Source organism: Streptomyces sp. NPDC058239, assembly GCF_042882185.1.
In the GTDB taxonomy this organism is placed as follows: domain Bacteria; phylum Actinomycetota; class Actinomycetes; order Streptomycetales; family Streptomycetaceae; genus Streptomyces.
Map to the genome: position 1 here is coordinate 19,476 of NZ_JBHVWS010000010.1, position 11,961 is coordinate 31,436.

Genomic DNA, 11,961 nt, shown 5'->3' on the forward strand with positions numbered 1-11,961 from the left:
TGACCTGATCGGTGTACACCCTCTTTCGCCATCACGCTGCGTGCGGGACGCTCGCAGTTGGGCCCCGCGCAGCAAGCACCGAGGAGGCATCAAGTGGTCGACGCACATCGGACGTTCGTCATCGTCGGCGGAGGACTGGCAGGAGCGAAGGCAGCCGAGACACTCCGGGCGGAGGGTTTCAGCGGCCGGGTGATCCTTCTCGGCGATGAACGCGAACATCCGTACGAACGACCTCCGCTCTCCAAGGGCTATCTGACCGGCAAGGAGGAACGGGACAGCGTCTTCGTCCACGAGACCGCCTGGTACGCGGGCGCCGAGATCGAGCTCCACCTGGGCCAGCCCGTCACCAGCCTCGACCGGGAGGCCCGCTCCGTACAGCTCGGCGACGGCACCGTCGTCCACTACGACAAGCTGCTGCTCGCCACCGGGGCCGAGCCGCGCCGCCTCCCCATTCCAGGTACGGACCTGGCCGGAGTCCACCATTTGCGCCGTCTCGCCCACTCGGACCGGCTGCGCAACGTACTGGCTGCCCTCGGCCGCGACAACGGCCATCTGGTGATCGCCGGGGCCGGCTGGATCGGCCTGGAGGTCGCGGCAGCGGCGCGCGGTTACGGCGCCGAGGTCACTGTCGTCGAACCGGAGCCGACGCCACTGCATCAGGTCGTCGGGCCCGAACTGGGCCAGATCTTCACCGATCTGCACAGCGACCACGGTGTCCGCTTCCACTTCGGCGTCCGCCTCACCGAGATCATCGGCCAGGACGGCCTGGTTCTCGCGGTCCGCACCGATGACGGCGAGGAGCACCCCGCCCACGACGTGCTCGCCGCGATCGGTGCCGCCCCCCGCATCGCCCTCGCCGAAGCCGCGGGGCTCGACATCGCCGCGCGCAAGGACGGCGGCGGCATCGCCGTCGACGCCTCCCTGCGCACCTGTGACCCGCACATCTTCGCGGCCGGTGACGTCGCCAACGTGGCCCATCCGCTGCTCGGCGCCCGGCTGCGCGTGGAGCACTGGGCGAACGCGCTGAACAGCGGCCCGGCCGCGGCCCGTGCCATGCTCGGCAAGGACGTCAGCTACGACCGGGTGCCGTACTTCTTCTCCGACCAGTACGACCTCGGCCTCGAATACTCGGGCTGGGCGCCGCCGGGCAGCTACGACCAGGTGGTCATCCGCGGCGATGCGGGGAAGCGCGAGTTCATCGCCTTCTGGCTGAAGGAGCGCCGGGTACTGGCCGGGATGAACGTCAACGTGTGGGACGTCACCGAGACCGTGCAGGAGCTGATCCGGTCCGGCCGGCAGGTCGACCCGGACGCGCTGGCGGACCCGTCGGTACCGCTGGTCTCCCTGAACTGAGCCGAGCCGAGCCGGCCGTTCCGCCCGGGTGGCCCCGGACGGGACGGCTCAGCCGCACGGCACCCGCCGGGCGCCCTCGCCGCCGGGTTCCACGGATCACATCGCCGCGCGGCACAGCTGTCGTACCCCACCCGTAGACTTCACCCGTGGCAGGCAGGATCAATGACGACGATGTGAAGGCGGTACGGGACGCGGTCCCGATCGACGCCGTCGTTTCCGAGTATCTCCAGCTGCGCAACGCCGGCGGTGGCAACCTCAAGGGTCTCTGCCCGTTCCACGACGAGAAGTCCCCCTCCTTCCAGGTCAGCCCGAGCAAGGGTCTCTTCCACTGCTTCGGCTGCCAGGAGGGCGGCGACACGATCGCCTTCGTGATGAAGATCGACCATCTCTCGTTCTCCGAGACGGTCGAGCGGCTCGCCGCCAAGGCGGGCATCACCCTGCGATACGAGGAGGGCGGGTACAACCCCTCCCACCAGCGCGGTGAGCGCATCCGGCTGGTCGAGGCGCACAAGGTGGCCGCCCAGTTCTATGTCGAGCAGCTGGACAGCCCCGAGGCCGAGATCGGCCGGAAGTTCCTCGCCGAGCGCGGCTTCGACCAGGCGGCGGCCGCCCATTTCGGCGTCGGCTACAGCCCGGCGGGCTGGGACCACCTCACCCGCTATCTGCGCGGCAAGGGCTTCAGCGACAAGGAGCTGATCACCTCCGGCCTCTCCCAGGACGGCAGGCGCGGCCCCATCGACCGATTCCGCGGCCGGCTCATGTGGCCGATCAGCGACACCTCCGGCGATGTCGTCGGCTTCGGCGCCCGCAAGCTGCGCGACGACGACAACGGACCGAAGTACCTCAACACCCCCGAGACCGCGATCTACAAGAAGTCCCAGGTGCTGTACGGCATCGACCTGGCGAAGAAGGACATCGCCAAGGCCAGCCGGGCCGTGGTCGTCGAGGGCTACACCGACGTCATGGCCTGCCATCTCGCCGGGATCACCACTGCCATCGCCACCTGCGGTACGGCCTTCGGCGGCGACCACATCAAGATCCTGCGCCGCCTCCTGATGGACAACGGCAGCGCCCGGGTGATCTTCACCTTCGACGGTGACGCGGCCGGGCAGAAGGCCGCTCTGCGCGCCTTCGAGGACGACCAGAAGTTCGCCGCCGAGACGTACATCGCGATCGCCCCGGACAACATGGACCCGTGCGATCTGCGCCTGGCCAAGGGTGACGAGGCCGTCCGTGGCCTGGTCGAACCCCGCACCCCGCTCTTCGAGTTCGCGCTCCGCCAGATCGTCGGCCGGTACGACCTGGAGACCCCGGCGGGCCGCGGCGCCGCGCTCGACGAGGCGGCACCCGTCGTCGCCCGGATCAAGAACAGCTCCTCGCAGCACGAGGTCGCCGTCCAGCTGGCCGGCATGCTCGGAATCCTGGACACCCAGTTCGTGGTCAAGCGCGTCGGCCAGCTCGCCCGCTGGGCCCGCGAGCGGGGCGAGCAGCGGGGCCCCGCGCAGGCCCCGTCCCGCGGCGGCCCCCAGCCCCAGCAGGTCCGGGCGCCCGCCGCCTCCTCGGGCCCCGCCCTCAACCTCCGCAGCCCCGCCCACCGCACCGAGCGCGAGCTGCTCAAGCTCGCCCTGCAGAAACCCTCCCTCGTCTCACCGGCCTTCGACGCCTATGGGGCCGACGAATTCACCGCCCCGCCGTACGCCGCGGTCCGGCAGTGCATCGCGGAGGCGGGCGGCGCCGAGATGGGTGTCCCGGAGACCCGCGAATACCTCGTTCAGGTGCTGGACGCGGCCCCCAACGACACGGTGCGCAATCTGGTCACCGAGCTGGCCGTGGAGGTCTTCCACGGCAAGACCATCGACGAGACCTACGCGGGCATGCAGCTCGTCCAGGTCCGGCTGCGCGCCGTCGACCGCAGGATCAACGACGTACAGGGCAGCCTCGCCCGTCTCGGCAGCAATGTCGCCCCCGACCACCTCGCGGCCGCGCAGAACGAGGTCTGGGTCCTCCAGCAGTACGCCCAGGCCCTGCGCAACAACGGCGCCGACGCGCTCTGACGCGAGGTTCCGGCGCCTCGACCCGGGAAGGCGCACCGGGCACGTCCGGTCGCCGCTGCGTCCTCGATCGCCGGACGGGCTCGAAAACCCCGACCGTCCCCGTAACCGCTCGGTCACGGACCGGACTCAGAAAGTCCCCGCACGCCCCTCGTGGCAGCGATGTGTCTTCCCCCACACTGGGGGGCGGTGCCTGAGTCATCGGAGCGCGGCCGGCCCACCGAACGGTGGTCCTCCATCCCCGCGATCCGGCAGCGATCACCTGGAGGTCGCCCCCGTGCAGACCCGGACCCTGACCGAAACCGAGCATGTCTCGGCAATACCCGCGCAGAACCGGGCCGTGCATCATCCGGAGGCCGCGGTGCAGCCGCAGACACCATCCGACCCACCCGACCCACCCGAGGCACTCATGGAGGAGCTGCCGGAGGCGCCCGAAACGCCGGAGCCGCGGGGCCGCCCGGAGACCGCCGGCCCATCCTCCGATCTCTTCCGCCAGTATCTGCGGGAGATAGGCCGGATTCCGCTGCTCACCGCCGCCGACGAGGTGGAGCTCGCCCGCCGCGTCGAGGCCGGTCTCTTCGCCGAGGAACGGCTCGCCGGCACCCCGGACCCGGACACCCGACTGGCCGTCGATCTCGACCGGTTGGTGGTCATGGGACGGATGGCGAAGCGCCGTCTCATCGAGGCCAACCTCCGCCTCGTCGTCTCCGTCGCCAAACGCTATGTCGGCCGCGGTCTGACCATGCTCGATCTGGTCCAGGAGGGAAACCTCGGACTGATCAGGGCGGTCGAGAAGTTCGACTACGCCCGGGGCTACAAGTTCTCGACGTACGCGACCTGGTGGATCCGGCAGGCCATGTCCCGCGCCCTCGCCGACCAGGCGCGGACCATACGGGTCCCGGTCCATGTCGTCGAACTGATCAACCGCGTCGTACGGGTCCAGCGCCGGATGCTCCAGGAGCGCGGCTACGAGCCGACGCCCGAGGAGGTCGCCGACCAGCTCGACCTCACCCCGGAACGGGTCGGCGAAGTCCTGCGGCTCGCCCAGGAACCCGTCTCGCTGCACGCCCCGGTCGGCGAGGAGGAGGACGTCGCCCTCGGTGACCTGATCGAGGACGGTGACGCCGCGTCCCCGGTCGAGTCGGCCGCGTTCCTGCTGCTGCGCGAGCACCTGGAAGCGGTGCTCTCCACTCTGAACGAGCGTGAACGGAAGGTGGTCCAGCTGCGTTACGGGCTGGCCGACGGGCGGCCCCGCACACTGGAGGAGATAGGCAGGATCTTCGGCGTGACACGCGAACGCATCCGCCAGATCGAGTCCAAGACCCTCAACAAGCTGCGGGACCACGCCTTCGCCGACCAGCTTCGCGGCTACCTCGACTGACCCCGCAGGGACGCCGGGCCGTACGGGCACCGCCGGTGGACCGGCCGGGTCGGCGCCTCGCCCGTGAGAGCGGCCCGGTCCGGCCCGAAGAAGGAGGGCCCGCACCGCCGGCCGGCGGTACGGGCCCTCCCCATGTGCTGACTGCTTCTAGTCGACCTCGGCGACCGCCTGCGCGAACTGGGCCGAATACAGCCGGGCGTACGCGCCCTCGGCATCCAGCAGTTCGTCGTGCGTGCCCTGTTCGACGATCGAGCCGTTCTCCATCACCAGGATGACGTCGGCATCCCGGATGGTGGAGAGCCGGTGCGCGATCACAAAGCTCGTGCGACCGTGCGCCAGGCGCGCCATCGCCTTCTGGATCAGTACCTCGGTACGGGTGTCGACGGAGCTCGTCGCCTCGTCGAGCACCAGGATCACCGGGTCGGACAGGAACGCCCGCGCGATGGTGATCAGTTGCTTCTCGCCCGCGCTGACACCGGAGCCCTCGTCGTCGATCACCGTGTCGTAGCCGTCCGGCAGGGTGCGGATGAAACGGTCGGCGTGGGCCGCCTTCGCCGCCTCCTCGATCTCCTCCCGGGTGACCTCGCGCGAAGCGCCGTACGCGATGTTGTCCGCGATCGACCCGCCGAACAGCCAGGTGTCCTGGAGGACCATGCCTATCCCCGACCGCAGGTCGTCGCGCGACATGTTCGCCACGTCGACCCCGTCGAGGGTGATCCGGCCGCCCGTCACCTCGTAGAACCGCATCAGCAGATTGACGAGCGTGGTCTTGCCGGCGCCTGTCGGGCCGACGATCGCGACCGTGTGACCCGGCTCGACGTTCAGCGACAGGTCCTCTATGAGCGGCTTCTCCGGGTCGTAGCGGAACGACACCTTCTCCAGCGCGACGGTGCCCCGCAGCTCCTCGGGGTGCTCGCCGGTACCCGGCGCGGGGTCGGCGCCCTGCTCCTCGGCGTCCAGCAGCTCGAAGATCCGCTCGGCCGACGCGACGCCCGACTGCACCAGGTTCGCCATCGAGGCGACCTGGGTCAGCGGCATCGAGAACTGCCGTGAGTACTGGATGAAGGCCTGTACATCACCGATCGACAGCGAACCCGAAGCGACCCGCAGACCACCGACGACGGCGATCAGCACATAGTTCAGGTTGGAGACGAACATCATAAGCGGCTGCATGATCCCGCTGTTGAACTGCGCCTTGAAGCCCGCCTCGTACAGTGCCTCGTTCTGCTCGGCGAAGTCCCGCGCGGACTCCTCCTGCCGCCCGAAGACCTTCACCAGGGTGTGCCCGGTGTACATCTCCTCGATATGGGCGTTGAGCTTGCCCGTCACCTTCCACTGCTGCACGAACTGCGGCTGGGACCGCTTGCCGATCTTCGCGGCCACGACCACCGAGAGCGGCACCGTCACCAGCGCGACCAGCGCCAGCAGCGGCGAGACCCAGAACATCATGATCAGTACACCGACGATGGTGAGCAGGGAGTTGATGAGCTGGCCCATCGTCTGCTGCATCGTCTGCGAGATGTTGTCGATGTCGTTCGTCGCCCGGCTGAGCACCTCGCCGCGCTTGGCCCGGTCGAAGTAGGACAGCGGCAGCCGCGACAGCTTCGTCTGGATGTCCTCGCGCAGTTGGAACACGACCCGGTTGATGATCCGGATCGACAGCCGTGTCGACACCAGCATCAGCAGCCCGGCACCGACGTAGACCGCCAGCGCCACCAGCAGTACGTCGCCCACCGCGCCGAAGTCGATGCCGTGACCGGGGACGAAGTCCACCCCGGAGAGCATGTCGGCGAGGCCGCTGTTGGTCCTGCGCAGGCCCTCGACGGCCTGTTCCTTGGTCGTTCCCTCCCGCATGCGCCGGCCGATGACCCCGGCGAACACCAGGTCGGTCGCCTTGCCGAGAATCTTCGGCCCGACCACCGAGAGGCCGACGCTCAGCACACCGGCCGCGAGCATCACGTACAGCGAGGTCTTCTCCGCAGCGAAGCGCTTCAGCAGCCGCTTCGACGACCCCTTGAAGTCCATGGACCGGTCGGTCGGCGCCCCGCCCGCCATCATGCGTCCGCCAGGCCCGGCCATTACGCGGCCTCCGCTTCCGTCAGCTGGGAGAGCACGATCTCCCGGTACGTGTCATTGCCGTCCATCAGCTCGTGATGGGTGCCGGAGCCGACGACCCGGCCCTCGTCCAGCACCAGGATCCGGTCGGCGTCACGGATGGTGGACACCCGCTGCGCCACGATCACCACGGTCGCCTCGGCCGTCTCCTGCGAGAGCGCCCCTCGCAGTGCGGCGTCGGTCGCATAGTCGAGCGCGGAGAACGAGTCGTCGAAGAGGTAGATCTCCGGCCGCTGCACCAGCGTCCTGGCGATCGCCAGACGCTGCCGCTGCCCGCCGGAGACATTGGTGCCGCCCTGCGCGATCGGCGCGTGCAGGCCGTGTTCCAGCGCCTCGACGAACTCCTTGGCCTGCGCGACCTCCAGCGCGTGCCACAGCTCCTCGTCGGTGGCGTCCGGGTTTCCGTACCGCAGATTCGTCGCGACCGTCCCGGAGAACAGATACGGCTTCTGCGGAACGAGACTCACAGTCTTCGCCAGCAGCGCCGGCTCCAGCGTCCGTACGTCCGTGCCGTCGACCAGAACCTGGCCGTCCGTCACATCGAACAGTCGCGGTACGAGTCCGAGCAGCGTCGACTTGCCGCTGCCCGTCGACCCGATGATCGCGGTGGTCTCGCCGGGACGGGCCACCAGATCCACCGACCGCAGCACCGGCTCCTCGGCGCCCGGGTAGCGGAAGTCCGCGCCGCGGACCTCCAGATGACCGTGGGCGCGCAGCTCGCTGACCGGCCTGACCGGCGGAACCACGCTCGACTCGGTCTCCAGGACCTCCTGGATGCGCTCCGCGCAGACCTCGGCGCGCGGCACCATCATGAACATGAAGGTGGCCATCATCACCGACATGACGATCTGCATCAGATAGGCGAGGAACGCGGTCAGAGCGCCGATCTCCATGCCGCCGCTGTCGATGCGGTGAGCACCGAACCAGACCACGGCGATCGAGGACACGTTCACGACCGTCATCACGGTCGGGAACATCAGCGCCATCAGCCGGCCCGTGGACAGCGCCACATCGGTCAGCTCGTTGTTCGCGCCGCGGAAACGCTCCTCCTCGTAACGGTCACGGACGAAGGCGCGGATCACGCGGTTGCCGGTGATCTGCTCGCGCAGCACCCGGTTCACGGTGTCGACCCGCTCCTGCATGGTGCGGAACAGCGGCCGCATCCGCTTGACGATCAGGCTCACCGCGATGCCGAGCACCGGCACCACGGCGAGCAGCACCGCCGACAGCGGGACGTCCTGGCCGAGCGCCATGATGATGCCGCCGACACACATGATCGGCGCCGACACCATCAGGGTGAACGTCATCAGCACGAGCATCTGGACCTGCTGGACGTCATTGGTCGTACGCGTGATCAGCGAGGGTGCGCCGAACCGTCCGACCTCACGCGCCGAGAACGACTGCACCCGGTCGAAGACCGACGCCCGGACATCACGGCCGAGGGCGGACGCGGTGCGGGCGCCGTAGTAGACGGCCCCCATGTTGCAGACCACCTGGGCGATGCTGACGGCGATCATGATGCCGCCGAACTCCAGGATGTAGCCCGTGTCCCCCTTGACGACACCGTTGTCGATGATGTCGGCGTTCAGGGTGGGCAGATAGAGGCTGGCGCAGGTCTGCAGGAGTTGGAGCAGGACCAGGATCAGGATGGGTTTCTTGTACGGACCGAGATAGGCCCGCAGGAGTTTTATGAGCATGCGTGTCTCTCGGAGTCGGCAGAGGTCGGGAGTCGACCCATTTTCCGGTACCCCCGACCGGGACCACGAACGATTTTATTCAAGACCAGGTCAAAAAAAAGACCGAGTACACATGTAGAAGATCGATCTCCTCGGGTGTACCCGGTCATGTCACGCAGGGTGGGCGGCTCAGGGCGCGGAGTCGAACGCCCCCGGATGAATCTGGTCGCGCGTGGCCACGTACTGCTGGCGCACCGCCCGGCCGACCGCCAGCTCCTCGCCCGGCTCCAGCACCTGCGCCGCGGCACCCTGCCAGGCCGGGGGAGTGAGCGGATCGGCCGTCCCCTGCGAGACCCCCAGTGCCCAGGCCGCCTGTCGGGCCGCGCCCAGCGCCGCGTACTCGGCGGGCTGCGGCACGACCACCTGTGTACCGAACAGTGCGGGCGCGAGCCCCTGCACTGCGGGCAGTTCGGCCGCCGCCCCCAGCAGGAACACCCGCCGCACCTCGACACCGCGGCCGCGCAGTACATCGAGCGCGTCGGCCAGCGAGCACAGCATTCCCTCGAACGCCGCCCGCGCCATATGCTCCGGCTTCATCGACTCGCGCCGCAGCCCGCACAGCGTTCCCGCCGTGTGCGGCAGATGCGGGGTGCGCTCGCCCTCCAGATACGGCAGGAGTACGAGCCCGGAGGCGCCCGGCGTCGACTTCAGCGCCAGCGCGGACAGCTCCTCCAGCCCCTCCAGACCCAGCATCTCGACGGACCCGCGCAACGCACGTACCGCGTTCGACGTGTACACCACCGGCAGATGCATACCGGTCGCGTCCGCGAACGAAGTGATCATCCCGCTCGGATCGGGCAGCGCCTCGTGGTGCACCGCCATGACCGAACCCGACGCGCCCAGCGACACCACCGCATCGCCGGCCCCGACCCCGAGCCCGAACGCCGCCGCCATCGTCTCGCCGGTCCCCGCGGAGATCAGCAGCCCCTCGGGCGTCGTCCCGGCCGCATCGGAGGGGCCGAGCACCTCGGGCAGCGCCGCCTGGTGCCCGAGAGCGAGCTCCACCAGGTCGGGCCGGTAGGCATCACTGCCCGCCGACCAGTAACCGGTGCCGGACGCGGCGCCCCGGTCGGTGGTCCGCCGGGCCGGCCGCCCCAGCAGTTGCCACACGAGCCAGTCGTGCGGCTGCAGCACCGAGGCCACGCGCTGGGCCGACTCCGGCTCGGTCCGTGCCAGCCAGCGCAGCTTCGACACCGGCTGCGCGGCCTGCGGCACCGACCCGACCGCCTCGGCCCAGGACTGCCGCCCGCCGAGCCCGTCGATCAGATCGGCCGCGGCGACCTGCGCCCGCCTGTCATTGCCGAGCAGCGCAGGGCGTACGAGATTGCCCTGGTGGTCCAGCGGCACCAGACCGTGCTGCTGCGCGGAGACACCGATGGCCTGCACGCCTTCGAGCAGCCCTCCGTCGGCGGCCTCACCGAGCGAGAGCAGCCACGCCTGCGGGTCGACCTCGGTGGCCTTCGCCTCGACGGGGTGTGCGGCGTACCCGCGGCGCAGCACGGCGCCTGTGTCCGTATCGCAGACGACGATGTGTGTGAAGGCGGAAGAACTGTCCAAGCCGGCGACTATGCCCATGCCCAAGATTCTGCCGCACCGCCGGAGCGTTTCCGCACCGGTGGAGCGGCAGCGGGCGGGCGGCCCCCCCCCGACTAGGTGTTGGTCGTGCCCCAGTCGTCCTCGCCGTTCTGGCCGCGGTCCCGGAGTGAGCGCACCCGGTCGGCCACCGAGGCGGGCACCTTCTCGCCGACCTTGTCGCTGACCGCGTGGTAGGCCTTGCCGGCCAGATCGCGGCCGCTCTGTGCCGCGGACTCGGCGGTATTGCGCACGGCCGGATTCTGGGCGAACTGACGTGCGGACTTCTTCAGCTGCTCGTAACGCTCGCGCCCGGCCCGCGTGCCGATCACGTATCCGAGGGCCAGTCCGGCGATGAACGTGAGCCGGTACCGCATGGCTGCCACCCTTCCTTGCTCAGTGCGACGTGTGCTGCCCGCCTACCCGCGGGCACCCGAGATCACCCCGGGCGATACCGATTGGCAAAGCACCCCCCTGCTTGCGCTAATGTATGTGTCGCAGCGAACGCGCGCCGCCCGGCAGGAGCCAGGCAGGTAGGGTTCGGTGCAAACGCAGCAATCCCCTGTAGCTCAATTGGCAGAGCAGCCGGCTGTTAACCGGCAGGTTACTGGTTCGAGTCCAGTCGGGGGAGCGCGATCCCCTGTAGCTCAATTGGCAGAGCATTCGGCTGTTAACCGGAGGGTTACTGGTTCGAGTCCAGTCGGGGGAGCGGAACGGAAGAGGACCCTGCGGGGTCCTTTTTCGCGTGCCTTGCGTCGGTCCTTCGCCGTGGTACGTGTGGGGTGCACGGTGACTCTTTCGCGTCTACTCCGCTCCGTTCGGAACCGGGCAGGGAGCAGCGCAGTCTTCATGGTCATGCGAAGCCGACCATCCGGAGCGAGAGATCGTATGACCGGCTATGCTGCGGCAGACGGCGCGCACACTTGTACGCGCCACGCCGAAAAGGGGCGGTAGCTCAGCCGGTTAGAGCAGCGGACTCATAATCCGTCGGCCGTGGGTTCGAGTCCCACCCGCCCCACTGTTGCTGCTCCGGCAGAAACGTTATGACCTGCGTGTCTGCAGGCGGCAGGGCCCTCATGGATTCCATGGGGGCCCTCACCATAGCTCCGGATCAAGATCAAGTGGCCGCGCCGTGGCCCGGCGCGTCGCCGGTGGGTTCTCTCGCGCCGTCAGGAGTCTTGCGGGCAGGCCCGATTGTGCGTGGCCGCGAAGGGCCCGTCAGGCCCGTGCCGTCTGTGCGACGACCTGCTTCGGGCTCTGGCGGTGATCTTTGCCGTGGGCAAAGGTGTCCAGTCGCTGCAGGGCTGTTTGCGTCCTGGCTCTGGAGGGTGTGCCAGAGAGTCACTTGTGACAACGCTCCGAAGGTTTACGGCATTTCGCGACTTTTATCCGGATTGCGGCTTGTACGACTTGTTGGTCGTAGGGGGTAGTCGTAGTGTCGAAAGTGCCGCAGCAAAAGCAAGGAGCGGCGCAGATACCTCTCCAAAGGAGACGAAGATGAACGTACGCAGCATCTTCGATTACAGCGGCCACGGCGGTGGCGGTGGCGGCGGACGCGGCGGCGGACGTGGCGGCGGACGCGGCGGCGGACGTGGCGGCGGACGTGGCGGAGGCTACGGACGTGGCGGCGGTTACGGACGTGGCGGAGGCTACGGACGTGGCGGTTACGGACGTGGCGGTTACGGCCGTGGCGGCGGTGGGTGGGGTTACTGACCCGACACCCCCGACACCATCCCCAGATCGAGGCAGGCTC

8 protein-coding genes and 3 tRNA genes are annotated in these 11,961 nt (G+C 69.0%); 7 read left to right on the forward strand and 4 right to left on the reverse strand.

Translation table 11 applies throughout. From position 1 onward, the window contains the following. Positions 1 to 93 precede the first annotated feature (93 nt). From ACFVYE_RS14275 to ACFVYE_RS14285, 3 genes are all read left to right on the forward strand, one after another. Positions 94 to 1,353 carry an NAD(P)/FAD-dependent oxidoreductase gene (locus tag ACFVYE_RS14275; RefSeq protein ID WP_383962509.1) on the forward strand — a complete coding sequence of 420 codons (1,260 nt, stop codon included), beginning with the start codon at positions 94 to 96 and terminating at the stop codon, positions 1,351 to 1,353. Positions 1,354 to 1,499: 146 nt separating this feature from the next. Further along, a complete protein-coding gene (dnaG, locus tag ACFVYE_RS14280; protein ID WP_383962512.1) occupies positions 1,500 to 3,407 on the forward strand; it encodes a DNA primase in 1,908 nt (635 codons plus the stop codon). A gap of 274 nt (positions 3,408 to 3,681) precedes the next feature. Then, entirely contained in the window at positions 3,682 to 4,785 is a 1,104-nt protein-coding gene (locus ACFVYE_RS14285) for an RNA polymerase sigma factor (protein ID WP_383962515.1), read from the forward strand. Between the two features lie 147 nt (positions 4,786 to 4,932). Here ACFVYE_RS14285 and ACFVYE_RS14290 read toward each other — a convergent pair whose 3' ends face one another. From ACFVYE_RS14290 to ACFVYE_RS14305, 4 genes are all read right to left on the reverse strand, one after another. After that, positions 4,933 to 6,864: an ABC transporter ATP-binding protein gene (locus ACFVYE_RS14290; protein WP_383962517.1), complete on the reverse strand. Its 1,932-nt coding sequence runs from the start codon at positions 6,862 to 6,864 to the stop codon at positions 4,933 to 4,935. Next, entirely contained in the window at positions 6,864 to 8,597 is a 1,734-nt protein-coding gene (locus ACFVYE_RS14295; protein WP_383962520.1) for an ABC transporter ATP-binding protein, read from the reverse strand. The genes ACFVYE_RS14290 and ACFVYE_RS14295 overlap by 1 nt, the downstream gene beginning before the upstream one ends. Before the next feature lie 168 nt (positions 8,598 to 8,765). Continuing rightward, positions 8,766 to 10,211: an FGGY family carbohydrate kinase gene (locus ACFVYE_RS14300; protein WP_383962524.1), complete on the reverse strand. Its 1,446-nt coding sequence runs from the start codon at positions 10,209 to 10,211 to the stop codon at positions 8,766 to 8,768. A gap of 74 nt (positions 10,212 to 10,285) precedes the next feature. Further along, a complete protein-coding gene (locus tag ACFVYE_RS14305; RefSeq protein ID WP_383962527.1) occupies positions 10,286 to 10,585 on the reverse strand; it encodes a YtxH domain-containing protein in 300 nt (99 codons plus the stop codon). Between the two features lie 181 nt (positions 10,586 to 10,766). On the opposite strand from ACFVYE_RS14305, the gene ACFVYE_RS14310 reads away from it, so the two are divergent. From ACFVYE_RS14310 to ACFVYE_RS14325, 4 genes are all read left to right on the forward strand, one after another. Beyond that, positions 10,767 to 10,839, forward strand: a tRNA-Asn gene (locus tag ACFVYE_RS14310). Positions 10,840 to 10,844: 5 nt separating this feature from the next. Further along, positions 10,845 to 10,917, forward strand: a tRNA-Asn gene (locus ACFVYE_RS14315). Between the two features lie 235 nt (positions 10,918 to 11,152). Further along, a tRNA-Ile gene (locus ACFVYE_RS14320) sits at positions 11,153 to 11,226 on the forward strand. A gap of 479 nt (positions 11,227 to 11,705) precedes the next feature. Next, a complete protein-coding gene (locus ACFVYE_RS14325) occupies positions 11,706 to 11,921 on the forward strand; it encodes a hypothetical protein (RefSeq protein ID WP_389605683.1) in 216 nt (71 codons plus the stop codon). The last annotated feature ends 40 nt before the right edge of the window (positions 11,922 to 11,961 follow it).

Bases quoted from the DNA above. Each gene is read 5' to 3' on its own strand.
- ACFVYE_RS14290 (WP_383962517.1), bottom strand. From the start codon at position 6,864: ATGGCCGGGCCTGGCGGACGCATGATGGCGGGCGGGGCGCCGACCGAC.
- ACFVYE_RS14295 (WP_383962520.1), bottom strand. From the start codon at position 8,597: ATGCTCATAAAACTCCTGCGGGCCTATCTCGGTCCGTACAAGAAACCC.
- ACFVYE_RS14300 (WP_383962524.1), bottom strand. From the start codon at position 10,211: ATGGGCATAGTCGCCGGCTTGGACAGTTCTTCCGCCTTCACACACATC.
- ACFVYE_RS14305 (WP_383962527.1), bottom strand. From the start codon at position 10,585: ATGCGGTACCGGCTCACGTTCATCGCCGGACTGGCCCTCGGATACGTG.
- ACFVYE_RS14325 (WP_389605683.1), top strand. From the start codon at position 11,706: ATGAACGTACGCAGCATCTTCGATTACAGCGGCCACGGCGGTGGCGGT.